This is a genomic window from Rhodococcus sp. KRD197 (assembly GCF_017168235.1).
Classification (GTDB): domain Bacteria; phylum Actinomycetota; class Actinomycetes; order Mycobacteriales; family Mycobacteriaceae; genus Rhodococcoides.
On the sequence record NZ_JABFAO010000011.1, the window covers coordinates 594086 to 619526 of the forward strand.

General features: G+C 64.9%; 28 protein-coding genes. 16 read left to right on the forward strand and 12 right to left on the reverse strand.

Annotated features, from left to right (window positions below; genetic code table 11):
- Nucleotides 1–10 precede the first annotated feature (10 nt).
- On the forward strand, nt 11–913 hold the full coding sequence (locus tag J1M86_RS18580; RefSeq protein ID WP_075837339.1) for a DMT family transporter: 903 nt from the start codon (nt 11–13) through the stop codon (nt 911–913).
- On the opposite strand, the gene J1M86_RS18585 is transcribed toward J1M86_RS18580, so the two are convergent.
- The gene (locus J1M86_RS18585) at nt 910–2241 is read right to left on the reverse strand and encodes a deoxyribodipyrimidine photo-lyase (protein WP_206510908.1); all 1332 of its coding nucleotides are present in this window, start codon (nt 2239–2241) and stop codon (nt 910–912) included. The genes J1M86_RS18580 and J1M86_RS18585 overlap by 4 nt on opposite strands.
- Nucleotides 2242–2325: 84 nt before the next feature.
- On the opposite strand from J1M86_RS18585, the gene J1M86_RS18590 reads away from it, so the two are divergent.
- Genes J1M86_RS18590 through J1M86_RS18600 form a run of 3 tightly spaced genes read left to right on the forward strand, consistent with a single transcriptional unit; the run spans nt 2326 to nt 4582 of the window.
- The gene (locus J1M86_RS18590) at nt 2326–2538 is read left to right on the forward strand and encodes a hypothetical protein (RefSeq protein ID WP_206510909.1); all 213 of its coding nucleotides are present in this window, start codon (nt 2326–2328) and stop codon (nt 2536–2538) included.
- A gap of 8 nt (nt 2539–2546) precedes the next feature.
- Nucleotides 2547–3251: a response regulator transcription factor gene (locus J1M86_RS18595; RefSeq protein ID WP_206510910.1), complete on the forward strand. Its 705-nt coding sequence runs from the start codon at nt 2547–2549 to the stop codon at nt 3249–3251.
- Nucleotides 3252–3283: 32 nt separating this feature from the next.
- Nucleotides 3284–4582 carry a sensor histidine kinase KdpD gene (locus J1M86_RS18600; RefSeq protein WP_206511122.1) on the forward strand — a complete coding sequence of 433 codons (1299 nt, stop codon included), beginning with the start codon at nt 3284–3286 and terminating at the stop codon, nt 4580–4582.
- Here J1M86_RS18600 and J1M86_RS18605 read toward each other — a convergent pair.
- Nucleotides 4555–4920 carry a hypothetical protein gene (locus J1M86_RS18605; protein WP_206510911.1) on the reverse strand — a complete coding sequence of 122 codons (366 nt, stop codon included), beginning with the start codon at nt 4918–4920 and terminating at the stop codon, nt 4555–4557. The two genes, J1M86_RS18600 and J1M86_RS18605, sit on opposite strands and share 28 nt — an antisense overlap.
- Nucleotides 4921–4948: 28 nt before the next feature.
- A complete protein-coding gene (locus tag J1M86_RS18610; RefSeq protein ID WP_075837390.1) occupies nt 4949–5308 on the reverse strand; it encodes an FKBP-type peptidyl-prolyl cis-trans isomerase in 360 nt (119 codons plus the stop codon).
- 121 nt (nt 5309–5429) lie between these two features.
- Here J1M86_RS18610 and J1M86_RS18615 point away from each other — a divergent pair, with 121 nt between their 5' ends.
- Nucleotides 5430–6254 carry a carbon-nitrogen hydrolase family protein gene (locus J1M86_RS18615; protein WP_230557394.1) on the forward strand — a complete coding sequence of 275 codons (825 nt, stop codon included), beginning with the start codon at nt 5430–5432 and terminating at the stop codon, nt 6252–6254.
- Between the two features lie 145 nt (nt 6255–6399).
- Here J1M86_RS18615 and J1M86_RS18620 read toward each other — a convergent pair whose 3' ends face one another.
- Genes J1M86_RS18620 through pdxH form a run of 4 tightly spaced genes read right to left on the reverse strand, consistent with a single transcriptional unit; the run spans nt 6400 to nt 10294 of the window.
- Complete coding sequence (locus tag J1M86_RS18620; protein ID WP_206510912.1) at nt 6400–7698, reverse strand: citrate synthase; 1299 nt, start codon at nt 7696–7698, stop codon at nt 6400–6402.
- Between the two features lie 54 nt (nt 7699–7752).
- A complete protein-coding gene (locus J1M86_RS18625) occupies nt 7753–8691 on the reverse strand; it encodes a carbohydrate kinase (RefSeq protein ID WP_206510913.1) in 939 nt (312 codons plus the stop codon).
- Nucleotides 8688–9620 (reverse strand): aldose 1-epimerase family protein, encoded by a 933-nt coding sequence (locus tag J1M86_RS18630; RefSeq protein WP_206510914.1) that lies wholly within the window; start codon nt 9618–9620, stop codon nt 8688–8690. The genes J1M86_RS18625 and J1M86_RS18630 overlap by 4 nt, the downstream gene beginning before the upstream one ends.
- Nucleotides 9621–9646: 26 nt before the next feature.
- Nucleotides 9647–10294, reverse strand: a complete 648-nt coding sequence (gene pdxH / locus J1M86_RS18635) for a pyridoxamine 5'-phosphate oxidase (protein WP_294637363.1) — start codon at nt 10292–10294, stop codon at nt 9647–9649.
- Nucleotides 10295–10416: 122 nt separating this feature from the next.
- On the opposite strand from pdxH, the gene J1M86_RS18640 reads away from it, so the two are divergent.
- The 5 genes from J1M86_RS18640 to J1M86_RS18660 all read left to right on the forward strand — a co-directional run bounded on the left by J1M86_RS18640 (nt 10417) and on the right by J1M86_RS18660 (nt 16029).
- Nucleotides 10417–11535 carry a citrate synthase 2 gene (locus J1M86_RS18640; RefSeq protein WP_206510915.1) on the forward strand — a complete coding sequence of 373 codons (1119 nt, stop codon included), beginning with the start codon at nt 10417–10419 and terminating at the stop codon, nt 11533–11535.
- 250 nt (nt 11536–11785) lie between these two features.
- Nucleotides 11786–12748, forward strand: coding sequence for a hypothetical protein (locus tag J1M86_RS18645; protein ID WP_206510916.1), 963 nt, complete (start codon nt 11786–11788; stop codon nt 12746–12748).
- Between the two features lie 191 nt (nt 12749–12939).
- Entirely contained in the window at nt 12940–14061 is a 1122-nt protein-coding gene (serC, locus tag J1M86_RS18650; protein ID WP_075837348.1) for a phosphoserine transaminase, read from the forward strand.
- A 252-nt stretch (nt 14062–14313) separates the two neighbouring features.
- The gene (gene sepH / locus J1M86_RS18655) at nt 14314–15237 is read left to right on the forward strand and encodes a septation protein SepH (protein WP_206510917.1); all 924 of its coding nucleotides are present in this window, start codon (nt 14314–14316) and stop codon (nt 15235–15237) included.
- Nucleotides 15238–15276: 39 nt separating this feature from the next.
- A complete protein-coding gene (locus J1M86_RS18660; protein ID WP_206510918.1) occupies nt 15277–16029 on the forward strand; it encodes a hypothetical protein in 753 nt (250 codons plus the stop codon).
- On the opposite strand, the gene J1M86_RS18665 is transcribed toward J1M86_RS18660, so the two are convergent.
- Together J1M86_RS18665 and J1M86_RS18670 are read right to left on the reverse strand one after the other, a co-directional pair.
- A complete protein-coding gene (locus J1M86_RS18665) occupies nt 15986–16258 on the reverse strand; it encodes a DUF2537 domain-containing protein (RefSeq protein ID WP_307786675.1) in 273 nt (90 codons plus the stop codon). The two genes, J1M86_RS18660 and J1M86_RS18665, sit on opposite strands and share 44 nt — an antisense overlap.
- 68 nt (nt 16259–16326) lie before the next feature.
- Nucleotides 16327–17148, reverse strand: coding sequence for an RNA methyltransferase (locus J1M86_RS18670; RefSeq protein ID WP_206510920.1), 822 nt, complete (start codon nt 17146–17148; stop codon nt 16327–16329).
- A gap of 55 nt (nt 17149–17203) precedes the next feature.
- Between J1M86_RS18670 and J1M86_RS18675 the strand changes: the two genes are divergently transcribed.
- The 6 genes from J1M86_RS18675 (at nt 17204) to J1M86_RS18700 (ending at nt 22215) form a co-directional block, all read left to right on the forward strand.
- A complete protein-coding gene (locus tag J1M86_RS18675; protein ID WP_206510921.1) occupies nt 17204–18403 on the forward strand; it encodes a GNAT family N-acetyltransferase in 1200 nt (399 codons plus the stop codon).
- A gap of 103 nt (nt 18404–18506) precedes the next feature.
- Complete coding sequence (locus J1M86_RS18680; protein WP_083667173.1) at nt 18507–18731, forward strand: hypothetical protein; 225 nt, start codon at nt 18507–18509, stop codon at nt 18729–18731.
- Nucleotides 18728–19681, forward strand: coding sequence for an ABC transporter ATP-binding protein (locus J1M86_RS18685; protein WP_206510922.1), 954 nt, complete (start codon nt 18728–18730; stop codon nt 19679–19681). The genes J1M86_RS18680 and J1M86_RS18685 overlap by 4 nt, the downstream gene beginning before the upstream one ends.
- Entirely contained in the window at nt 19678–20448 is a 771-nt protein-coding gene (locus J1M86_RS18690) for an ABC transporter permease (RefSeq protein WP_206510923.1), read from the forward strand. Before J1M86_RS18685 ends, J1M86_RS18690 begins: the two co-directional genes overlap by 4 nt.
- 49 nt (nt 20449–20497) lie before the next feature.
- Complete coding sequence (locus tag J1M86_RS18695) at nt 20498–21613, forward strand: sensor histidine kinase (protein ID WP_206510924.1); 1116 nt, start codon at nt 20498–20500, stop codon at nt 21611–21613.
- Complete coding sequence (locus J1M86_RS18700) at nt 21610–22215, forward strand: response regulator transcription factor (RefSeq protein ID WP_206510925.1); 606 nt, start codon at nt 21610–21612, stop codon at nt 22213–22215. Before J1M86_RS18695 ends, J1M86_RS18700 begins: the two co-directional genes overlap by 4 nt.
- Here J1M86_RS18700 and J1M86_RS18705 read toward each other — a convergent pair.
- From J1M86_RS18705 to J1M86_RS18715, 3 genes are read right to left on the reverse strand one after another with little or no spacing between them, the layout of a single operon-like run.
- A complete protein-coding gene (locus J1M86_RS18705; RefSeq protein WP_206511125.1) occupies nt 22200–23465 on the reverse strand; it encodes an MFS transporter in 1266 nt (421 codons plus the stop codon). The genes J1M86_RS18700 and J1M86_RS18705 overlap by 16 nt on opposite strands.
- Before the next feature lie 39 nt (nt 23466–23504).
- Entirely contained in the window at nt 23505–23951 is a 447-nt protein-coding gene (locus tag J1M86_RS18710) for a MarR family winged helix-turn-helix transcriptional regulator (RefSeq protein WP_206510926.1), read from the reverse strand.
- 34 nt (nt 23952–23985) lie between these two features.
- A complete protein-coding gene (locus J1M86_RS18715; RefSeq protein WP_206510927.1) occupies nt 23986–25440 on the reverse strand; it encodes an NCS2 family permease in 1455 nt (484 codons plus the stop codon).
- Nucleotide 25441: the final 1 nt, after the last annotated feature.

Below are 25441 nucleotides of genomic sequence, written 5' to 3' on the forward strand. Positions count from 1 at the left end.
GTCGTATCCCATGACAGACCTCGATACCGAACCGAAAACGGATTGGCTCGCCCTCGGCGCCGTCGCTGTGACGGTGTTGTCCTGGGCATCGGCGTTCGTCGCCATCCGAGGCATCGGGGAGTCGTTCGGCGCGGGCCCGCTCGCGCTCGGCCGGCTGCTGATCGGCAGCCTCGTCCTGGGCGCACTCGTGCTCTCGCGGGGCCGATGGGTCAAACCCAACCGTGCGCAGTGGATTCAGATCTTCAGCGTCGGGGTGTTCTGGTTCGCGATCTACAACGTCGCGCTCAACGCCGCCGAACAGCGCGTCGACGCGGGGACGACGTCGATGCTCATCCAGATCGGCCCCATACTCGTCGCTGTCTTCGCCGGAATTCTGCTCGGTGAGGGCTTTCCACGCTGGTTGCTGATCGGCGCTGCCATAGCTTTCGCGGGGGCTGTGATGGTCGGTGTCGTCAGTGCCGTCACCACCACCGACACCACTCGCACCGATCCGGGCTTCCTCGGTATCGCACTATGCCTGGTAGCTGCGGCCACCTATGCCATCGGAGTGCTCAGTCAGAAGCCCGTGCTCAGATCCATTCCGGGGCTGCAGGTCACGTGGATGGCCTGCGCGATCGGCGCAGTGTGCACGCTTCCGTTCGCGCCGGGTTTGATCGACGACCTTCGAGATGCGTCACCGGCCGCCACCGGCGGTCTGATCTATCTGGGACTCGTCCCGACCGCGATCGCATTCAGCACCTGGGCCTACGCGTTGACGCGAATGGATGCCGGCCGGCTCGGCATCACCACCTATGTCATCCCACCGCTGACCATCCTGCTCGGCTGGGTTCTGCTCGGCGAGATCCCGCACTACCTGGCGGTCGTCGGCGGAATGATCTGCCTGGTGGGCGTCGGATTGTCCCGCAAACGCTAGAGGGACTTGAAACGCGCAATCGCCACTTCCCGCTCGTGTTTGTGGTCCACGATCGGCTCCGGATAGCCCTTGGGGCGACCGAACTTCAAGGTGTGCACCGATTTTCCCTCCTCGCCGCGCAGTTCCGGCACCCAGCGTCGCACGTAATCGCCGGTGGGGTCGAACTTCTCGCCCTGCGTGATGGGGTTGAACACCCGAAAGTACGGGGACGCGTCGGTACCCGTCCCGGCGGTCCACTGCCAGCCGTGCTGATTGTTCGCCAGGTCACCGTCGACGAGTTGCGCCATGAAGTAGCGCGCCCCCCACCACCACGGCAGATGCAGATCCTTGACGAGGAATGACGCGACGATCATGCGGACACGGTTGTGCATCCACTTCTCGGAGTCGAGCTGGCGCATTCCGGCGTCCACGATCGGGAATCCGGTCCGGCCCTCTTTCCAGATGTCGAAGAGCTCGTAGGCGTGTTCGCTGGTGTCGAGTTCGATCTTGTCGAATTTCTTGTCGTAGTTCTCCCTGGCACTGTCGGGTCGCTGAAACAATATGTCCGCGTAGAAATCTCGCCAGGCGAGCTGCTTTCGATAGCCCGCAGCCCCCTCGCCGCGGAGCTTACCCAGGTCCGCGAGCATCGTGCGCGGGTGAATGTTCCCGTACTTGAGGTACACCGACATTCGGCTGGTCGAGTCGAGATCCGGACGGTTGCGTTCATCCTCGTACGCCGAAACACGCTCGAGAAACTCCTTCCAGTTCGCCAACGCTGCAGTCTCCCCGGCCTCCACCGTCGACCCGTCCTTTTCCTCGGGGATCGCGGCACGGCGCGGCAACCCCGAGACCTGCGATGGATCGAGCCACTCCACGGTGTCCGCCGACGTCGCGGCGGGCCCTCGCCAGCCATGCTCCATCCACTGGCGGAAGTACGGGGTGAACACCTTGTACGGATCACCGTCGTTCTTGGTCACCCGTCCAGGCGCGATGGCGAACGGCGACCCCGTTGCGACGAGGTCGACGTGCTTGCCGACGCGTTCGTCGCGATCACGTCCGTACGGCCCGTAATCGGCACTGACATGCACCTCGGCGGTATCGAGCGCCTGAGCGACTTTCGGAACGACCTCCTCCGGATCACCCTTGACCACCAGAAGTCGACCACCGAGCTGATCGTCGAGTGCCTGCAGGCTCCGATACAGGAAATCGCGTCGCGGCCCGCCCGAGGTTTTCAGCAGTTTCTCGTCGAGCACGAACAATCCGAGAACGGGACCGGCGCCGTCCGCGGCAGCGGTCAGGGTCGGGAGATCACCTGTTCGCAGGTCACGTCGAAACCACACAACAGTCATGCATCCAGTCTTACCGGAGGAATCTCATAGATCTCCCATACTTGCCTCACTCGCTGCCCAAAATTGGGTTCTACCTTGGGAAACATGACAAACACAGCAACCCCGATCTTCCCCGGAGCGGCGTCGCTGGTGAACAGCACCTGCACGTTCGACGCGTTCTACGCCAAGCTCTACGCCAACGCGCCCGCAGTAGCGTGGACGCTCGACGCCGATCGCGACCGCCGCACCGCACTCGATGAGTTCTTCGCCAAAACGCCCGAGGAGCGAGCCATAGCCATCGACAGTTGGGCTGCATAATTGCGGGTGTGCCCGACACTGCCACCGTCCTCATCGTCGACGACGACGCGGACGTGCTCTCTTCCCTCCAGCGTGGACTGCGCCTGTCCGGATTCACCGTCATCACTGCCGTGGACGGTGCCCAGGCGCTGAGCGTGGTCAGCCAGCGCGCACCCGATGTGGTGGTTCTCGACATCAACATGCCCGTCCTCGACGGGGCCAGCGTCGTCAAGGCGCTACGCGCCATGGGCAACGACGTCCCCATCTGTGTGCTGAGCGCGCGCAGTTCGGTGGACGACCGCATCTCGGGCCTCGAATCCGGCGCCGACGACTACCTCACCAAACCATTCGTCCTCGCCGAACTGGTCGCCCGCATCCGCGCGATGCTGCGCCGCCGCGCAGCAGCCCCGGCTGCAACCCCGGACGCCGACTCGGCCGTGGTGATCGGCGACCTCCGCGTCGACATTCCCGGATACCGAGCTCATGTGAAGGATCGAGAGCTCGACCTGACGAAACGCGAGTTCGAACTCCTCGCCGTGCTCGCCCGCAACTCCGGTGTGGTCCTCACCCGCGAAAGACTGCTCGAGCTCGTGTGGGGATACGACTTCGTCGCCGATACCAACGTCGTCGACGTCTTCGTCGGATATCTACGACGCAAGATCGAGGTCGACGGTCAATCGCGCGTGCTGCACACCGTCCGCGGCGTCGGCTTCGTCCTGCGCGCAGCATCGTGAACAGATCGAGTGGGTTCTCGCTGCGTGCCCGAGTGGCAGCTGCGACGGCACTCGGCGCAACCATCGTCGTCGCAACGCTCGGAGTGGTCACCTCCGTCGCCATCTCCCGAAACAACGTCAACAATCTCGACGACCGCCTCACGACGGCCTCGCAAGTGCTGATTCCGAGTGCGGCCAGCCTCGAGCTGTTCCTGGACCAGCTCGCCAGCACCGGCGCGTTCGCCGTCACCATCAGAACCGGCGGATTGGTGGTCGCCTCGACGCCGACGCAGCTGCCCGATCTCGATGAGGGCTCCCAGACGGTCGACGTCGACGGCGACCGGTTCCGCGTCTACACCTCGCGTGCGGTCTCTGCCACCGACATCGTCATCTCCATCGGTGTGCCGGCGATCGAGGCCCAGCGCGTCACCGACGACCAGCAACGCTGGGTGATCCTCGGCGGCCTCGCTGCCATCGCCGCATCCACCGGACTCGGCTGGGTGTTCGGTGGCCGCGCGGTGAAACCGCTGGTGACCCTGACCGAACAGGTCAGTGCGCGGCCGCCCCAACCACCCCAGACCCGAACAGGCGTCCGCGAGGCCGACGAGTTGGCCATCGCCATCGCCGACATGCTGCAGCGACTCAACGACGCGCAGGCCCGCACCAACGACGCACTCGGCACCGCCCGCGACTTCGCGGCTGTGTCCGCACACGAGCTTCGGACGCCGTTGACGGCCATGCGGACAGACATCGAGGTCCTACGCACCCTCGAACTCGAACCGCCGCAACGCTCGGAGATACTCGACGACCTCCAACGCACCCAGGGGCGCGTAGAAGCCACCCTCTCTGCGTTGGAAAGACTCGCATCGGGTGAACTGTCCAGCGAGAACGACCGCGTGAACGTCGACGTCGTGGAGATCTGCGATGTCGCAGCGCAGGACGCCATGCGGCAGAACCCGGAACTAGATGTGCGGATCGAATCCGACACGACCGAGTACATGCGTGCACTGCCGGCCGGTCTGCGGCTCGCGCTCGACAACGCGATCATCAACGCGGTCCGACACGGCGGCGCCACACAGGTGAGGATCACCGTTGCTCGCGAGGACGCCTGCGTCAGCATCACCATCGATGACAACGGAAGCGGAATCCCGGCGTCGGAGCGCACGTCGGTGTTCGAGCGGTTCTACCGCGGAGCGTCCGCAACGAAGGGCGGCTCAGGCCTCGGTTTGGCCCTCGTCGAGCAACAGGCCGAAATACACGGCGGCCGGGCGTACTTCGCCGACAGTCCACTCGGCGGGGCCCGGCTGGTGTTGGAACTTGCCGATCACGAGGTTCCCAGCGACACTGCCTGACTGCCGGCAAAGGCCGCGACCTCGATGGCCACCGCGGCGACGAGCAACGACATCGCGAAGCCCGGCAGCACTGAGGCGACGAGACCGATTGCGGCCGCCGCAACAATGTTGGCCGACATCACCGTCCACAGCATGGGCCGAAGAGCGAACCGCCTCGACCCGAACCACAGAAACGCTGCCCAGGCCGCGACCACGGACGCCACGGCAACCAACGCGATGGGGCTTACTTCGAGAATCGGGGCGAGCAGCGGAGTGAACCCCGCGACCAGCACTGCCGTCGCCGCGCAATACACCGCGTCCAAGCGGAGCGATACCGAGCCGATACGTCGACCGTCCACGAGTCCCCCTAAGCGTCGGCAGCAGCGGCTACTTGACGTCGAGCAGGTCGATCACGAACACGAGCGTCTTGCCCGACAGCTGGTGACCGTGACCGGCAGGTCCGTATGCCAGCTCCGGCGGAATGGTGAGCTGACGACGCCCACCGACCTTCATACCGGGAATGCCGTCCTGCCACCCTTGAATCAGGCCCTGCAGGGGGAACTTGATCGACTCGCCGCGGTTCCACGAGGAGTCGAATTCCTCGCCCGACTCGAACTCGACGCCGACGTAATGGACCTCGACGTTGCAGCCGGCAACCGCTTCTGCGCCGTCGCCTTCGACCAGATCCACCACCACTAGGTCGGTGGGCGGAGGGCCGGCTTGAAACTCGATAATTGGCTTCGTCACGACGTCCACCCTACGGCGCGGCCGTCAGACTTTCGGAGCAGGTGCAGATAACGACGGCTTTCCCCAGCTAGAGGTGCTGACGGATGCTCCGGCGGTCAGCGAAGCCATAGGCTGAAAGTCTATGGCCGAAGAAACGAACCAGGAGGATCAGATGGGCACCACCCTCCGCATCAGCCTCGCGCAGGTCACGAGTGGCACCGAGCCGTCCGACAACCTGAAGATCATCGACAGTCACGCGCACGCAGCCAAGGAGGCCGGGTCATCCCTGGTCGTCTTTCCGGAGGCGATGATGCGGTGCTTCGGCGGACCGATCCGCGGCGTCGCCGAGCCCATCGACGGCCCTTGGGCGGATGCGGTTCGCGAGATCGCGCAACGTATCGGCATCACCGTCGTCGCCGGAATGTTCACGCCCGCCGACGAGGGACGGGTGAGCAACACCCTGCTCGTCACCGGGCCGGGCACAGACGCCCACTACGACAAGATTCACCTGTTCGACGCGTTCGGATTCGCCGAATCCGACACCGTCGCACCGGGTTCGGAGCCACTGACCATCGACATCGGCGGGGTCACGATCGGCTTCGCGACCTGCTACGACATCCGCTTCCCCGCGTTGTTCCAGAAGCTCGGCGACCTCGGCGCCGAACTGATCGTCGTCCCAGCCTCCTGGGGCAGCGGTCCCGGCAAGGTCGAGCAGTGGTCGCTGTTGGCGCGCGCCCGCGCATTGGACTGCACCGCATTCGTCGCCGCCTGCGATCAGGCCGAACCTGCCGACGCCGAGGGGGCCGCGCCGCGGGGCGTCGGACACAGCATCGTCAGCTCACCCGTCGGCGAGATTCTGGGCGAACTCGACGCGACGCCGGGCCTGCTGACGGTCGACATCGACACCGGGCTCGTCGAGTCGGTTCGCAAGACACTGCCGGTCCTGGGCAATCGCCGACAGTTCTGAGCCGTACTCCCCTGACCCCCCGCCGAAATCGAGGTTGTGTACCGAAAACCGCCGAAATGCGTACACAACCTCGATCTCGGCGGGAGGGGTGGGGACGACAAAGCCGCCGGCCCCAAATGGGACCGGCGGCTTCACGTACAGGTACTCAGCGCGAGCTGACGTCCTTGTAGTCGCGCTCGGTGTAACCGGTGTAGATCTGACGGGGACGGCCGATCTTGCCGCTGGCGTCCTCGTGCATCTCGCGCCAGTGCGCAATCCAACCCGGCAGACGGCCCATGGCGAAAAGAACCGTGAACATACGCGGCGGGAAGCCCATCGCGCGGTAGATCAGGCCGGTGTAGAAGTCGACGTTCGGGTACAGCTTGCGCTCGACGAAGTAGTCGTCGGTGAGCGCGGTCTCCTCGAGCTTGAGTGCGATCTCGAGGAGCTCGTCACCCTTGCCCAGCTTGTCGAGGATGGTGTGCGCGGTCTCCTTGACGAGCGTGGCGCGCGGATCGAAGTTCTTGTAGACGCGGTGTCCGAAGCCCATGAGCTTGACGCCGTCTTCTTTGTTCTTCACCCGGCGCAGGAATGCGGAAGCATCACCGCCGTCGGCCTTGATCTGGTCGAGCATCTCGAGTACGGCCTGGTTGGCGCCGCCGTGCAGCGGGCCCCACAGTGCGTTGATACCGCCGGAGATGGACGTGAACAGGTTGGCGTTGGACGAACCGACCAGCCGAACCGTCGAGGTCGAACAATTCTGCTCGTGATCGGCATGCAGGATGAGCAGCATGTCGAGGGCCTTGACGATCTCGGGATCGATCTCGTACGGCTCCGCCGGGAACCCGAAAGTCATCCGCAGGAAGTTCTCGACGAGGCTCTTCGAGTTGTCCGGGTACAGGAACGGCTGACCGACCGACTTCTTGTACGCGTAGGCCGCGATGGTCGGCAGCTTCGCGAGGAGCCGGATGGTCGAGAGCTCGACCTGCTCGGGATCGTTGGGGTCCAGAGAATCCTGGTAGTACGCAGACAGCGCATTGACTGCACTGGACAGCACCGGCATCGGGTGAGCGTTGCGCGGAAAGCCGTCGAAGAACCGCTTGAGGTCCTCGTGCAGCAGCGTGTGTCGACGAATCTTGTCGGTGAACCTGTCGAGCTGGTCCTCGCTGGGGAGCTCACCGTAGATCAGCAGAAAGCTGACCTCGATGAACGAGGACTTACCGGCAAGTTGTTCGATCGGGTACCCGCGGTAGCGCAGGATGCCTTCGGCGCCGTCGATGTAGGTGATCGCAGACTTCGTCGACGCGGTGTTGACGAACCCACCGTCGAGAGTCGTGTAGCCGGTCTCGGCCAGCAACTTCCCCAGCTCGATACCGTCGTTGCCGTCGGTAGCCTTGGCAATGGACATGATGTGTTCGCCACCGGGGTAGGTGAGGGTGGCTTTTGCGTCATTCTCAGCGGGCACGAATGGTCCCTCTCGAACTCATGTAACGGACAATTTCTTATCTCGATAGTGAAACTAGTCTCTCGGCGCCTCGGACGCCCACGGAGGGTCTGCACCCGGACGCGAAACCGTGACGGCTGCGGCCCGTGCGGCGAACCTCAATGCTCGTTCCCAATCTTCCCTGTCCATCTCACCCAGCGTGCCGGATGTGACAATGCTCTCTCTGACGAGAAAACTGAGCAGGGCGCCGTGCACGGTGTCACCTGCACCGATGGTGTCGACGACGTCGACGGGGACACCGGGGACCGAGTACTCGCCGGTGGCCGTGAAGACCGAGATACCGTCGCCGCCACGTGTCATGACGACAGCCGTCACCCCTTGCTCGAGCCAGTCGTCGACCGTCGTACCTTCTTCACCCAATCCCAGCCAGTGAGAATCGTCCTCCGACACCTTCAGAATGTCGACGGCCGGCAGCCACGTTCTGAAACGAAGCCGGAATCCGTCGGCGGTGATGTCGCCACTGGTGCTGTCGATCGCCGCCGGACGAATGTTCGGATCGACCATCGTCAACTTGCCCGCCGCGTGGGCGCGGTGAAGCAGCGCCGCATACATCGAAACACCGGGCTCGTACAGCAACGACAACGTCCCGAAGGACAGCACGTCGATCTCGTCGGGCAGAGCCCCGGGATCACGCACGAGACGATCCGCGGTGCCGTCGGCGTAGAACGAGTATTGGGCGCTGCCGTCCTCGGCGAGCGTGGTCATCGCCAGCGTCGTCGGTTCCTTGCCGCGTTGGATCCACGACGTGTCGACGCCCGCATCCTGCAGACTCGCGAGAATCTGCTCGCCGAACGGGTCGGTTGACACTCGCGACAGGAACGCCACCGACGACCCCAGTCGCCCGAGCGATACGGCGACGTTGAACGGCCCGCCGCCGAGCTTCGGAGCGAGCAGCGGCCCGTCGTGCACAGGCACTAGATCCACCAGGGCCTCGCCGCACACCAGAATCGTCATGCTGCGCGGTACTCCATTCCCCACGTGCCGGTCCAGGACTTGCCCGGCCCGAGGACCAACAGATCGATCTCCGAATTGAATGCGTCCGGCGGACACGTCATCGGCTCGATCGCCAACGCTCGGCCGCGATCGGGATAGGCCTGATCGTTCTTCGGGTCAGCAGTGAAGATCTGGACCCAGTCGAACTCGCGATCGGTCCACAGAGCAGTCGCGGTGCCGTCCGGGCCACGCAGTACGTGGTAAGCGCGGCCGGTCTCGTCGGGCAACTCTGCACTGAAGGGAGTGTCGAGCCAGACGCCCTCGAGCAGCTTCGGCGCCCGGAAGTCGAAGTCGGAGTCCGCGATGGCCACCGAGGGCGGGATCGGCAGGCTGCGCTTCGGATCGATCGGCATGCGCGTGCCCGCCGAAAATTCGAGCGTGCACTCGTCCAGGGGAACGTCCCCGACCCGGACGAAGGAGTGAAATCCCATTCCGTAGGGCGCATCGACGTCGCCGGTGTTGGTCGCGGACGCGGTCACGACGAGTCCGCCGGCGGTGAGCTCGTGCACCACGTTCACCGTTATCTCGAACGGCCAGCCCTGATGGACACCGATACCCACCGACTGTTCGACGCGGGAAGCCCCGTGATCGACCAGGGTCCAGTCCACGCGCCGCACGAATCCGTGGCTGGCGTTGTTCTTGGCGGGTTCGGTGATCTCGAGCTGATACTCGGCGCGGTCGAAGGTGAATTTCCCGTCGGCGACCCGGTTCGGCCACGGCGCCAGCACGAGACCAGCCGAAAGTGGCGGCTTGGTGCCCGCCTCCCACGTCTCGGTCAACGGCGAGCCGTCGTACTCGAGTTTGCGCAGGCCAGCGCCTGTCGACACCACGTCGGCCCGATACTTGCCGTGCGTCAACTCATAGGTCTGTGCGTCCGCCATGGCTGCCATTGTCCACCCCCGGGACAAGAAACCGGTCAAGGCTGAAGACGCGTCACCGTCGAGGTTGCCACCGTGAAACGGATCCGGTTGTGCAGGCGATTGCTGCGGCCCTGCCAGAATTCGACAGTCTCCGGTCGCACGACGTACCCACCCCAGTTCGGCGGCACCGGCACCACCTGGTCGGCGAACCGAGCCGTGACATCGGCCAGGGCGGCTTCGAGGTCCGCTCGGGAGTCGATCGGACGTGATTGGTTCGACGCCCATGCCCCCAACTGCGATCCGCGCGGCCGGGTGGCGAAGTACTCCGCGGTCGTCTCCGCGGAGACCTTCTCAGCGATACCCCGAATCGTCAGCTGATGCGCGATACCGATCCACGGGAACGTCACCGACGCGTACGGGGTACGCGAGAGATGCGTGCCCTTGTCGGAGCCGTAGTTGGTGAAGAAGACGACGCCTTCCGCACCGAGCTCCTTGCACAGGACGGTTCGTGTCGCAGGACGGCCGTCGGCATCGACCGTCGCCAGTACCAGCGCGTTCGGTTCGGGAATCTGCGCGGCGACGGCGTCGGCGAGCCACTCCTGGGCAAGTGGCAGCCAGCCGTCGCGGAGCCGGTCGACGTCGAGATCGGCGTCTTCTCCGTAATCGACGCGCATGTCGGCGAGATGTCGTTTTTCGTTCCGCACGAACCCAGACGCTACTCCCGAGTACGACCGGCTAAAGTTCTGGTCGGACAAGCCCGGACGGTCCCGCGCGCGTGCATCACGGCTGGGTCGGGCAGCACGGCTACGAGGAGAGTCCCCACGCAATGGCTGGTCAACAGGTACCCGAAGATTTCGTCAGCGGCCTCGAAGGCGTCGTAGCTTTCACCACCGACATCGCCGAACCCGACAAGGACGGCGGCGCACTGCGCTACCGCGGCGTCGACATCGAAGATCTCGTCGCCAAGAAGGTCACCTTCGGCAATGTGTGGGCGCTGCTCGTCGACGGCCGCTTCGGCCCCGGGCTGCCGCCCGCCGAGCCGTTCCCCCTCCCGATCCACACCGGTGACGTCCGCGTCGACGTTCAGGCCGGTCTGGCGATGCTTGCTCCGATCTGGGGATACCAGCCGCTGCTCGACATCGACGACGCCACGGCCCGCGATCAGCTCGCCCGTGCCTCGGTGATGGCGCTGTCCTACGTCGCGCAGTCCGCTCGCGGGATCTATCAGCCCGCGGTGCCGCAGAAGAAAATCGATCAGTGCGAGACCGTCACCGCACGCTTCATGACGCGATGGAAGGGCGACCCCGACCCCGCGCACACCGAGGCCATCGACGCGTACTGGGTCTCCGCCGCCGAGCACGGCATGAATGCCTCCACCTTCACCGCACGCGTCATCGCCTCCACCGGCGCCGACGTCGCCGCGTCGCTGTCCGGGGCCATCGGCGCGATGTCCGGTCCACTGCACGGCGGTGCACCGGCACGCGTACTTCCGATGATCGAAGAGGTCGAGAAGACCGATGACCCCCGCGGACTCGTCAAGGGCATCCTCGACCGCAAAGAAAAGCTCATGGGCTTCGGGCACCGCGTCTACCGCGCCGAGGACCCGCGTGCCCGCGTGCTGCGTGCGACGGCGAAGCGACTGAATGCGCCTCGCTACGAGGTCGCCGCTGCGCTCGAGCAATCCGCGCTGGCCGAACTGCGCGAGCGTCGCCCCGATCGCGCCATCGAGACCAACGTCGAATTCTGGGCCGCGGTCATCCTCGACTTCGCCGAGGTTCCCACCCGGATGATGCCCGCGATGTTCACCTGCGGCCGCACCGCCGGATGGTGTGCGCACATCCTCGAGCAGAAGCGACTCGGCAAGCTCGTCCGCCCGGCCGCGATCTACACCGGACCGGCCCCGCGCAAGCCCGAGTCCGTCGACGGGTGGGGCCAGATCATCTGATCCCCTCCCTCCCGACCGCCGCTACCGTCCAACGGTGGCGGCGGTGTGCGTTTGGGGGTTGTATTCGCGGACGCTTGATTCGCGCACCTTGCAGCCAACCGCGCACGCTGCAACCCGCGCGAACAACCGTAAAGCGCGCGAATGATGCACGCCGGCTGAGGAATCGCGGCATCGTACCGGAAATTCACTTATCCACAGCTTCGTTATCCACAGCTATCGCAGCGGCCCGTCGAGCTTCAGCATTGTCGGCATGAACCTCGACGACGATCCGTTACTACTGCGTAGCCAGCTCGTACGTTCCGGATCGACCGACGGTGACATTCGATCCGCTACGAACAGCGGCTCCATCGAACGCCTACGCCGAGGTGCCTTCGCTCCGACCGCCCAGCTGAACTCCATGAGTCCTGACGACCGCCACCGACTGCACATTCGCGCACACGCCGCAGCCGCCCGCAGCGAGTTGGTGGTGAGCCACCAGTCGGCCGCCCTCTTGCATGGAATCCCGTTGTGGTCGCCGGACTTGCAGCGCGTTCACTTCACGGTGGACCGGCCGGGCGGTGGCCGCAAATCAGCTTCACGTCATCTCCACCCGGCGTTTCTGAGTTCCAAGGATGTCGTGAGCATTCAGGGAATTGCGGTGACCTCACCAGAACGGACAGTTGCAGATCTGTGCAAGACGTTGTCGTTCGAAGCTGCCGTGTGTGCGGCAGATGCAGCGCTCAATCGACGCCTGCTCACCGTCATCGGTGTAGCCGAAGCGTTGGGTCGCAGCGGAAAGAAGAGTGTGGTCAAGGCTCGCCGTGTACTCGATTTCTGCAGCGACCTCAGCGAAAGTGTCGGTGAATCACGCAGCCGAGTGCGCATGCACTACGCGGGGCTTCCCCGTCCAGCGATGCAAGTGAACCTGTACAGCGAGTCCGGCCTCTTCATCGCCAGGGTCGACTTCTTGTTCACCGACCTCGGCGTGATCGGCGAGTTCGACGGGAGGGTCAAGTACTCGAAGTACTTGCGACCAGGACAGTCTGCAAGTGATGCCGTGGTGGCAGAGAAGAAGCGCGAGGATGCTTTGCGCTCACACGGGTGGATCGTCGTGCGCTGGACCTGGGCAGATCTCGAACACCCCGAACGGCTCGTGGAGAAGCTGAAGCGCGCCATCGAACTCGCCGCGACCCTTCCGACGCCGCGCACCACCTTCGGACCGCCCGAGGCTTGATTCGCGCACCTTGCAGCCAACCGCGCACGTTGCAACCCGCGCGAACAACCGCAAAGCGCGCGAATGATGGGCGGGCGGCCCACGCGCGCGACGCGACCGCCACCATCCGCCGAAACCTGCGCGAAACTTGTCAACCAGCAGCGACTACCCTGTAGGGGCCATATTCCCTCGACGCTAGGATGCGCTGTTCAATGGCCGATACGCCGATCATTCCCGCTGATCTTCTGCCCGCCGACGGACGCTTCGGCTGCGGACCGTCCAAGGTCCGCCCCGAGCAGTTGCAGTCCCTGGTCGACGTGGGTGCATCCGTGTTCGGTACCAGCCATCGCCAGAAGCCGGTCAAGGACGTCGTCGCTCGGGTGCGCGGTGGCCTGCGAGACCTGTTCTCCCTCCCGGACGGATACGAGGTCGTGCTCGGCAACGGCGGCACCACGGCGTTCTGGGATGCTGCGGCATTCGGTTTGATTCGCGAGAAGTCGCTGCACCTGACCAACGGTGAGTTCAGCTCGAAGTTCGCCTCGGTTGCCAAGAACAATCCGTTCATCGGCGATCCCATCGTCGTCAAGGCCGATCCGGGCAGCGCGCCCGAGCCCACGTCGGATCCGTCGGTGGACCTCATCGGGTGGGCACACAACGAGACCTCGACGGGTGTGGCCATTCCGGTCAGCCGCCCGGCCGGTTCGGAGAATGCTCTCATCGCGATCGATGCGACTTCGGGTGCCGGTGGTCTTCCGGTGAACATCGCCGATTCCGATGTGTACTACTTCGCACCGCAGAAGTGCTTCGCCGCCGACGGCGGGCTGTGGGTTGCGTTGATGAGCCCAGCGGCACTCGAGCGCGTCAGCGAGATCGCGTCCACGGGCCGGTGGGTTCCGGACTTCCTGTCGCTGCCGATTGCCATCGACAACAGCAGCAAGGACCAGACATACAACACTCCGGCGGTGGCGACGCTGCTGATGTTCGCCGATCAGATCGAGTGGCTGAACCGCAACGGCGGCTTGGACTGGGCCACCTCGCGCACGGCCGAGTCCTCGTCGCGCCTGTACGACTGGGCCACCGCGAGCGAGTTCGCCACCCCGTTCGTCACGAACCCGGCGCATCGCAGCCAGGTCGTGGGCACCATCGACATCGACGACAAGATCGACGCCGCGCAGGTCGCGAAGATCCTGCGGGCCAATGGCATCGTCGACACCGAGCCGTACCGCAAGCTGGGACGCAATCAGCTTCGCGTAGGTATGTTCCCGGCCATCGAGCCGGACGACATCACCGCGCTCACCAAGAGCATCGATTGGGTCGTCTCCAACCTCGGTTGATCCGAGCGAACGACACGCGCCCCCGTTCGCTGAGCGCACCAATTGGTGCGCTCAGCGGGCGGGGGCGTCTGCGTTCGGTAAGCCTTTGGAGCGCAACGAAGTTGAGAGGGACAGCAGCGATCGTGTGCAACGGGCGAGAACGATGACTAGTGTTCGACTGGGCAGGATGCGTGTCGGACACGCGGCACAGATCACAGGTGGATTACTGTCGAGCAGGACGATATCGCGAGCCGGCGCGATGAGGAGGTCAAGGTGCGAGATCTACGCGTGATCGGTCTCGAACCGGACGGGCAATACGTGATCTGTACAGATCCCAAGACCGGCGACAAATTCCGGCTTCCGGCCGACGACAAGCTCCGCGCGGCCTCACGCGGCGACATCGCTCGACTAGGACAGATTGAGATCGAAATGGACAGTTTGCTCAGGCCCAAAGAGATACAGGCTCGAATCCGTGCAGGCGCCACCGTCGAACAGGTTGCGGCCGATTCCGGGATGGCATTGAGCCGAGTCGAGGTCTTCGCGCATCCGGTTCTGCTCGAACGGTCACAGGCCGCATCGATGGCTCAGGCCGGCCATCCGCTGCGCTCCGACGGCCCGGCGGTGCAGACTCTCGCAGAGATCGTCGCCCTTGCCTTCCGTGGCCGCGGCCACCACCTCGACGACGCCACGTGGGACGCCTGGCGCGACGAGGACAACAAGTGGGTCGCGCAGCTGAAGTGGCAGGCCGGACGCACCACGAACAAAGCGCACTGGCAGTTCCTGCCGGACGGTCACGGCGGCACCATCACCCCGCTCGACGACGCCGCCTCGGAACTGGTCGACCCCGACTTCGGTCGTCAGCTTCGCGGACTCGCACCGGTTCGCGCACTCGAAGTTGCACCGGGGGACTCCGCTTCGGGACAGGAAGACTCGCAGCAGCAGTCCTTCGACGAGTACTACGGGACCACGGCGGACAGCGAGATCGACGGCGAGCTCGAGTCCCACAGCAGTGAGTCCCACAGCAGTGAGTCCAGCAGCAGTGACTCCCCCAGCAACGAGTCTCCGAGTGCCGAATCCGCCCGCTCCGAACCCCGGCACGAGAGCGCTCCGGCGCCGAAACGCGACAAGAAGGGCAAGCCCGCGATGCCGTCGTGGGAAGATGTGCTGCTGGGTGTCCGCAGCAGCGGCCACAGCTGAACATGGTCGATTGCACGTCGATCAAGAAGGGTGCCGGGAGTGGGGGTCAAAGCATCAACCATCTGGTATGTCGACGCACCTGATTCGATGTCGCTGCTGCGGCATGTGACGTCATCCGACCAGGGGGCCGCGAGGGCGCTCGTCGAGAGTCTCTTCCCGGAATACACAGTGGTTCCGTCGAGTGAGACGTCGATCGTGGATGCCACCCATGCATCCCCCGACGCGGTCTTCGTCGGGTGCTATCCGGGCGTGACCGTGGTGTGCGGGCCGAATTTGTCCCTGGCCAAACCGTCGTCGTTGCCCGATCCGTGGACGCGACCCTTGGCCTCGGACCGTACGTATCTCGTATCCACCGACCCGGAGACGGCCTGGGGGGCGTTCGCATACTGGGAGCGCGGGGCGTTGCGCCGCTCGTTCAGCGCCACACCCATCTACATCTACGAGGACACCGGGCTCCCGCTGGTGTGGGAGCGTCCGTTCTGGGCAGGTGAGCATCCGCTGATGTACCCACCGGGTGTCATGCCGGACCCGCAGTCACTGCCGTTCCATCCGCAGGAGTTCGCGGAAGCGGCCAACGCCGAGTGGCTCGGTTTCCGCTACACCGAAGCGCCCCGCGGCGAGGAACTCGACCCTCATTCGCTGCCGGTGAGCGGGTTCACCCTGTATGCGCCCGGGCAGTTGCCGCCGAATCAGCAGCCACCGTCGGTGACCGATTCGACGCCGCCGAAGCAGCCCCGACCTCGGTCCATCACACGGTGGTGGCGACGGAAATCCCCAGAGCCACGAAGCTGATCACGGCCCCGACGCAGACGCCGTAGACCGGCCATCGCCACACCGGGATCTTTCGCCATCGGAGCACGGTCGGCGCGCCGCCGCCGACGACGATCAAGTTGATCCCGATCGCGAGCAGGACGTTGATGTCGGCGAGTGCGCTTCCAAAGGCGGTGAGCGCGATGGCGGCGAGAATCGCCACCAGCACCGAGATGGGGACACCGGTGAAATAGACGTCCCGGCCAGTCACGGGAGTGGAGCCTGCAGGAACGACCCGGCCAGTCACGGGAGTGGAGCCTGCAGGAACGACCCGGCCAGTCATGCGAGTGATCCAGGTGCCTGTACGCGCACTCGTTCGTAGAATGCCATCGCGGCGGCGGTGGCGACGTTGAGCGAGTCCGTTCCCGGTGCCATCGGGATGCGTGCTCGCACGTCGGTGGCGCGCATCGCGTGTTCGGTCAGCCCAGGTCCCTCGGCGCCGAGTAACAACGCGACCTTGTCACCGGTCATTGCCTCCGCGAGGGTCACTGCTGTCGGATTCGGCGTCAGCGAGATCGTCTGAAAGCCGCGTTCGCGCAGGATGGACAGTCCGCGCGGCCAGTCGGGTACGCGCGCGAACGGCACCCTGAGCACATGTCCCATCGAGACGCGGACCGCGCGGCGATACAGCGGATCGGCGCAGGCGGCGCCGAACAGTACGGCGTCCGCGCCGAGTCCGGCAGCGTTGCGGAACATCGAACCGAGATTCTCGTGGTCGTTGACGCCTTCGAGCACTACGACGGTGCGCGCGTTGTCGAGTACGTCGGTGAGCTCGAGTTCCGGTGGCCGGTGTGCGGCGGCCAGTACGCCCCGGTTGAGGTGGAATCCGATGGCTGCGGCCATGACCTCTGCGCTGGCCCGGTAGAACGGCACGTCGACCCTGTCGAGTCGTTCCCCGAGTTCCTGCAATCGACGATCGACACCGAGGAGGCTGATCGGCGTGAATCTGGAATCGAGCAGACGCTCCGCGACGAGCACCCCTTCTGCGATCACCAAACCTTTCCCTTCGGGTAGATCGGGCCGCCGGTCGGAGGAGTTCAGATCGCGAAAGTCGTCGAGCCGTGGATCGGCTGGATCGTCGATGTCGATTACGTGTGCCACAGGTACATCTTGGCATTGGTGAGAATTGCGGCTTGTTGTGTAAAGCTGGATGGCGATGACTACCGACGAAACGATCACGATCAGAACCGCCACCGACGACGACTGGGATGCGGTCCGGCTGCTCGACGCCCATGCCTTCGGTGAGCACCAGAACTCCGAGGACCTGGCGGAGACGCAGATCCTCACGAGTTCGAAGCACGTGGTGATGGCCTGGGACGGGGACACCCCGGTCGGTGTCGCGATGCACTTCCCCATGTCGGTGACCGTTCCCGGCGGTGCCCAGGTCGAGGTGTCAGGCGTGTCGTGGGTGTCGGTTGCGCCGACGCACCGCAGGCGCGGGATTCTGCGTCGGATGTTCACCGAGCAGCACCGCAAGCTCGACGCCGCGGGCGCGCCGCTGTCGTTGCTGACGGCCAGCGAGGCAACCATTTACGGACGCTTCGGATACGGCCCCGCCACCGAGGAGCACACCGTCGTGCTCGATCGCCGTTTTTCGCAGTTCCACGCGGAGGTCCCTCCCGTCACCGGGGTCCGCCTCATCGAATCCGCCGAGGCGTCGAGGCTGCTTCCGGAGATCTACCATCGCTGGCAGCGAGTGACCCCGGGCGCACAGCCCAAGCCGCCGATTCGCTGGGAACGGTTCTTCGCGGACAGGGAGAACCGCCGGCAGGGGTTGACCGAGCTGTTCTTCATCGCCCACGCCGACGGTTACGTGGCCTATCGCCGCAGCGCCACCGAGAGCAAGATCGTCGTGCAGGAATTCATCGCTGTCACCGATCAGGCGTACGCCGAGTTGTGGCAGGTCCTGGCCGGGGTCGACCTCGTCGACACGATCGAGGTCAATCAGGCGCCCGACGAGGCGTTGCCGTTTCTGCTGACCAGTAATCGGTTGCCCAAGATCACCGGCCACTTCGACGCCCTGTGGTGCCGAATCATGGACGTCAAGACCGCCCTCGAGGCCCGCACGTACGGCGTCGACGCGCAGTTCGTCATCGAGGTGGAGGACCCGTTCCTCGACGCCGGTGGCAACTTCGACGTCACCATCTCCGGCGGTCGGGCGACGGTGACGCCCACCGAGGCGGCTCCGGACGCGAGGATGAAGCTCGACGTGCTCTCGGCCATGTACTTCGGCACGCACCGCGCAACCAGATTTGCTGCGGCCTCGCGCCTGTGGAGCAGGACGCCGGAAGCGTTGCACACCGTGGACATCGCATTCGCGACGGACCGTGCCGCGGTGCTGGGTTGGGCTTTCTAGGGAGCTCACCTGACATTTGTCATGGGCGCACCATGACTCCGTCATCGGAGTCGATGATGCCGTGCACTACTGGGAGAGCAGGGTTGTCGGCAAACTTCGAGGTATGAAACAACCGGACGAAGGAAACCTGTTCACCGATCTCGTGGAGTTCGGACCGGCGCCGACGATGGCGCGTGAGATCGTCGTCATCGTCATCTCCCTGGCTGTGCTGGGAGCCTTGTTCGCGATCGTGGGACCGACGCCACTCGTGTGGGCCATCTTCGGCGTCTCGCTCGTGCTGTTGGCCGGACGATTCGCAGTGGGTCTGCGCGGCTGGAGCAAGTCATGAGCACCCGCGGCGACGGAATCATCGAGGTCACCGGTATGACGCGGCGATACGGCAGCGGCCGAGGCGCTTTCGAGGCCGTGAGTGATCTGAGTCTGTCCGTCGAGGAGGGCGAGCTGTTCGGGCTGCTCGGCACCAACGGCGCCGGCAAGACCTCGACGCTCGAAGTGATCCAGGGGCTTTCACGTCCCAGCCAGGGCACGGTCTCCATCGTGGGTATGGATCCGATCGCGCAGCGCCGCGAGGTGCGGCCGACTCTCGGGATCATGCTGCAGAAGGGCGGTCTGCCGTCCGACCTGACCACACTCGAAAGTGTGGAGATGTGGGCGGGAACCTGCAGCAATCCACTGCCTGCGCGCGATGTGCTTGCCCGCGTGGATCTGGCCGATCGTGCCGACACTCGGGTGAAATTTCTCTCCGGGGGCGAGCAGCGTCGCCTGGATCTGGCCTGCGCCATCATCGGTCAGCCCCGCGTGCTGTTCCTCGACGAGCCGACGACAGGACTCGATCCCGAAAGCCGCCGCAACACCTGGAGGTTGATCGAGGAACTCCGCGCCTCCGGAGTGACGATCATGTTGACCACCCACTACCTCGACGAGGCCGAACGGCTCTGCGATCGACTCGCCATCATGCACCGGGGACGAGTTGTCCGCAGCGGCACCGTCGCCGATGTGGTGGCCGGTCACCCGGCACGGATCCGACTCGATCTTCCCGACGTACGGCTACCCGAGCTGGCCGGCGCGAGCGTGGACATCGAGGACGGACGTCTCGTCATCGACACATCCTCCTTGCAGGACACGCTCACCGAGCTTCTGCTGTGGGCGCAGCGCAGCGGGGTACGCATCGACGGTCTGGACGCGCGCGCCGCCTCGCTCGAAACCGTGTTCCTGTCCATTGCCGACGAATTCGACGGACGCAACCAGTTCGAAAACAGCAAGGAGGTCGCAGCATGAGTACCTCGACCACTCTCGCTCGCGCGGAATTCACTCTGCTCGTTCGCAATCGGGTACTGCTGTTCAATGCACTGGTCATGCCACTGTTGTTCCCGGTGGCCTTCCTGTTCATCGGACGCGAGGACGGCAGCCTGCCCGACGCCACCGTGTCCTCGGCTCTCGAGGTTTTCGCGCTGTTCCTGCTCGTGTTCCTGGTCTACTACAACCTGCTCTCGGCGTACGCGACGAGGCGGGACGAGTTGGTACTCAAGCGACTTCGGACCGGTGAGGCGACCGACAATGAGATTCTCCTGGGCCCTGCGATACCGTCGTTCGCGCTCACCACGGTGCTCACCATCGTCGTCGCCGCATTCGTCATCGCCCTCGGCGGTAGCCTGCCGGTGAACCCGCTACTGCTCGTCGCGGCCTTGGGTGGGGGCGCAGCGATGTTCGCGGCACTGGCCTTGATCACCTCCACGTTCACCAGAAACGCTGAAGCTGCTCAGATCACGAGTATGCCCATCATCCTGCTTGCGATGGCCGGCACGTCGTTCATGCGGAGCATTGCACCCGATTCGCTAGGCACCGTGATCGAGCTGACTCCGTTTGCGGCCGTGCTCGATCTCGTCGATCTCGGGTGGATCGGCAGGACGGACCCGGCAGCAACTCCCCTCTCCTTCGCCGAGACTTTCTCCGAATCCACCACGCCGTTGCTCGTCATGACCGCCTGGATCGTCGGTTCGATCGTCATCGCGAAGACTCACTTTCGCTGGGAGCCGCGTGCGTAGGACACGGTCGAGGGATTGAAAGACGGTGGAATCTGGAATGGTGGACCGTATGCAGCTGCGGCAGTACCTCGACCCCCGCCTCGCTTGGAAGGGCAGCTCCGAGGTGGACAAGGTGCGCCTGTACACGCGTCAATCGTTCGTCGGAATCTGTGTGCTCATCGCGATCGCCGCGGTAACCGACTCGATCGGCACGAATGCGTGGATCGTCGCGGCGGCGCTGACGGTGTGTTGCGCGGCAGCGGTCGTAGTACTGCTGCGACTGCCGCGAATCGGCGGCACTGCTGGTGGAGGAATCCGGTGGCCGTTGGCAGCGTGTGTCGCGGGGGCGCTGGTCGCTGCATTCGCCGGGCCCTCGCAGGTGGCGCTGTGGGCCCTGCTGATCGCCTCGGTTCCGGTGACGGCGGTGATCTCCTTGCGGTGGTCGTTCGTCCTCGCAGTCGTGGTCGCAGCGGGGGCGTTCTTCACCGGTTACGGCCCCGTCGGCGCCGGTGCGACGTTCTTCATCGTGGTGCTGATGGCCTTCACCGTGCAAATATCGATGTGGCAGCTGCACATCGTCACCGAGCTCGACTCATCGCGTGACGCAGCAGCTGCCCTGTCCGTTGCGGAGGAGCGCCTGCGATTCTCGCGGGACCTGCACGATGTCGTCGGACGTTCGCTGTCCGCCATCGCCGTCAAAAGCGAATTGGCGGCTGCACTTTCACGGCGCGGCGACGACCGCGCCGCGGACCAGATGGACGAGGTCCGCGATTTGGCGCAGCAATCGATGACCGAGGCCAGGCAGCTGGTGCGCGGATACCGGTCGATAGATCTTCGGGCCGAGATCGAGGGGGCGTCCTCGCTGCTGACCGCGGCCGGAATCGATACCGAGGTGATCGGCAGCCCCGATGCGGTGCAGGCGGAGTTTGCCGAGGCCGCAGCGTGGATCGTGCGCGAAGGTGCGACGAACATCCTGCGCCACTCCGATGCAACGCACTGCCGAATCGAGGTGACGGCCCACTCGGTACGCATCGTCAACGACAGGCCGCGTATCCGCTCGAGCAGCGACGGATCGGGCATCGCAGGTCTGCGTGAGCGACTCGCTACCGTGGGAGGGTCCGTCGAGTCCGTCCGCGATGACGATCGCTTCACGCTGATCGCCACATTCGGAAATGAGGCCGGATGATTCGCGTGCTCCTGGCCGACGACGAAAACCTCATTCGCACTGCGCTGGCGACGATACTCGCGCTCGAGGACGACATCGAAATCGTCGCGCAAGCGGAGTCGGGCGAGGCAGCGGTCGTTGCCGCCGAGAAGTTCGGGCCTGACATCGCCGTGCTCGACCTCCAGATGGGCGGCATCGACGGCATCGAGACGGCCGCCCTCATCTCCCGTTCGGTACCGACCTGCGCGGCGATCATCGTCACCAGCCACGGCCGACCGGGTTATCTCAAGAAGGCCCTCGCTGCAGGTGTCCGCGGATTTCTCCCCAAGACGACCTCGGCCGCGACGCTCGCCGAGGTAGTTCGCACCGTCCACTCGGGCGGACGCTACGTCGACCCGACGCTTGCTGCCGAGGCGATCGGTGCGGGCGACTCACCTTTGACGCCGCGGGAAGCCGATGTCCTCGAGTTCGCGGCCGATGGTGCGTCCGTCGCCGAGATCGCCGCACGTGCGCACCTGACACAGGGCACCACGCGCAACTACCTGTCCTCGGCCGCCGCAAAGCTGGGGGCGGCCAACCGGCACGAGGCAGCCGCGGTGGCGCGCCGTCACGGTTGGATCTGAAGCACGTCCAGTACGGGAATGCGGTGTCCCGCCGCAGGCCTGCTGAGCGAGAGTCTCAGGTTGTTGTGCCGAAGCAGATACACCGCAGCGAACAGACCAGTGGCAAGCGAGACGACCCCACCGATCAGCAGTGGCGCGCGCGGGTCGAGCACGTCGGCCAGCAACCCCAGGACCGGACTCCCGAGTGGCGCGCCACCGAGGAAGCAGAGCATGTAGATGCCCATGACGCGGCCACGCATGTCCGAGGGCACCGACATCTGCAGGATGTTCATCGCCGATGTGGTGAACGTCAGCGTCAGAGCGCCGGTCGGGACGAGCAGGATCGCGACGAGAACATAGTTCGGCATGAGGCCGACGAGTATTTCGAACACACCGAACACGATGACCGCGCCGAGGAACAGCCGCAGCCGAGGCGCCTTCGCCCGCCTCGCGGCGAGCGTCGCACCGGCGAGAGTGCCCACCGCGAGGGCGGTCGAGAGCAGCCCGTATGTGGCGGCGCCGCTCCCGAAGGTGTTGCGCACGAGCACCGCCAGGGCAAGGGGAAAGTTCAGCCCGAATGTGGCGACCATGAAGACCGTCGCGAGCAGCACCCGTAGATCGGGCCTGGACAGCACATAGGCGAACCCCGCGCGCACCTGTCCCTTTGCGCGCGGGGCCCTTTCGACCTCGAAGAGGTCCCTCACGCGCATCGCCAGCAACGCCGCGAACACTGCGGTGAAGGAGGCTGCGTTGATGAGAAAGACCCAGCCGGTACCGATCACGGTGATGAGCACACCCGAGATGGCCGGTCCGATGACGCGCGCCATGTTGAACGTCATCGAGTTCAGCGCGATCGCGTTGGACAGCTTCTCCTGGCCGACCATCTCGATGGTGAACGACTGGCGGACCGGGGCATCGATGGCCGAGGAACAACCGAGGATGAATGCGATGACGTAGACGTGCCACAGTTCGACGACATTGCCGACGTCGAGAAGGCCGAGAGCCAGCCCGCAGACGGCGGCAAACGCCTGGGTGACCATCAACAGCGTGCGTTTGTCGTATCTGTCGGCGAGCACTCCACCCCACACCGACAGCACCAGAGTGGGCCCGAATTGCAGAGCCATGACGATGCCCACTGCCAGACCGTTACCCCCGGACAGGGTCAGTACGAGCCAGTCCTGCGCGACACGCTGCATCCAGGTGCCGACGAGCGAGACGATCTGCCCGGACGCCCACAACCGGTAGTTGCGCGTGCGAAGCGCGGCGAAGATCGGCGAAGCAGCCACTCTGTAGATAATAAACCTAGGTAACTACTCCGAGTCACTCACCAGTGCTCCGATGATGTCCACCGCATCACGGAGCACGGCCAACTGAGTCTCGTCGAGCCCGGCCAGCTGAGCCGTCATCCAGGCTTCGCGGGCGCTGGCCTCGTCGGCGATCAGTGCGTGCCCCGCCGGCGACAACGAGACGATCACCTGACGGCCATCGGTGGGGTGCGCGGTGCGCTCGACCAGCCCCAATTCGGCCAGTGAGGCGATGACCCTGGTCATCGACGGTGGCTGGACGCGCTCACGGGCGGCCAACGCACCCGGAGTCATATCGCCCTCACGACTGAGAGTTGCCAGTGCTGACAGCTGAGTCAGCGACACCTGCGAGTCGACCCTCCGACCCCTGAGATAGCGAGTCAATCTCACCACCGCGAGCGACAGATCGCTCGCCAATTCACGGTTGTCCTTGACACTGTGTCCCGACGTCACAGCGCAGAGACTACGCCTACCTGCACCGATCAGCTCAGGTAACGGCGTCCGTGATGGGTCCTACGACGAAATAAGCGACAAACAACAGCGCAACGATCCATAGCAGGGGATGAACCGACTTCGCTTTGCCTCCGCCGACCGCGAGTACGACCCAGGCGATGAACCCGACTCCGATCCCGTTCGCGATCGAGAACGTGAACGGCATCACGACGATGGTGAGGAACGCAGGCAGGGCGATCTCGAACCGGCTGAAGTCGATGTCGCGAACCTGCCCCATCATCAACGCACCCACGATGACCAGCGCCGGAGCCGCAGCCTCGATCGGCACGATCGCCGTCAGCGGCGTCAGGAACATCGCTGCGAGGAACAGCACTCCGGTGACGACGTTGGCCAAACCGGTGCGGGCGCCCTCGGCGATGCCGGATGCCGATTCGACGAACACCGTGTTCGACGATGCCGAGGCGCCGCCGCCGGCGATCGCGCCGGTCCCCTCGATGACGAGTGCCTTGCCGATCTTCGGCAGCGTGCCCTTGGAGTCGACGAGTTTCGCTTCCTTGCCGAGGCCCGTCATGGTGCCCATGGCATCGAAGAAGTTGGCGAGCACGAGAGTGAACACCAGCAGGCTCGCGGCCAGCACACCGATCCGAGTGAACGCACCGAGCAGATCCACCTCGCCGACGAGGGCGAGATCCGGAACCTGAAAGAGTTGCTCGGGCAACAGCGGAACGCTCAGATTCCAACCCTTGGGGTCGACGCCGTTCGACGGCCCCACGTCGGTGACGGCCTCGACGATGGCCGCGACGACGGTGGTCACGACGATGCCGATGAGCAAGCCACCGCGGATTCTCCGCACCACCAGAACGCCCATCAGCAACAGGCCGAAGACGAAGACCGCCGTCGGCCAGGATGCGATGGAACCGTCGATACCGAGACCGACGGGAACCGTCGTGCCGGCTGCGTCGGGGACGCGCCGGACGAAACCGGAGTCGACCAGTCCGATGAAGGCGATGAAGGCGCCGATGCCCGCGGCGATGGCGGCTTTGAGTTCCATCGGGATCGCGTTGAACACTGCGGTGCGAAAGCCGGTGACGGCGAGCAGCACGATGATGATGCCGTCGATCACGACCAGCCCCATGGCTTCCGGCCACGTCACCTGCGGTGCGATGCTCACCGCCAGCAGCGTGTTGATACCGAGACCCGCAGCGATGCCGAACGGATAGTTGGCGACGATGCCGAACAGAATGCTCATGAATCCGGCGACGAGCGCGGTGACCGCCGCGACCTGAGCCACCGGCAGGATGTTGCCCAGCACATCGGTCTTCGCGGCTGCGTCGTCGGCGGAGAAGCTACCGAGGATGAGCGGATTGAGGACCACGATGTAGGCCATCGCGACGAAGGTGACGACCCCGCCGCGCACCTCTGATCCGACGGTGGATCCACGCTCGGTGATCTTGAAGTAGTTGTCCAGGAGCCTGGGCGACAGTGCCATG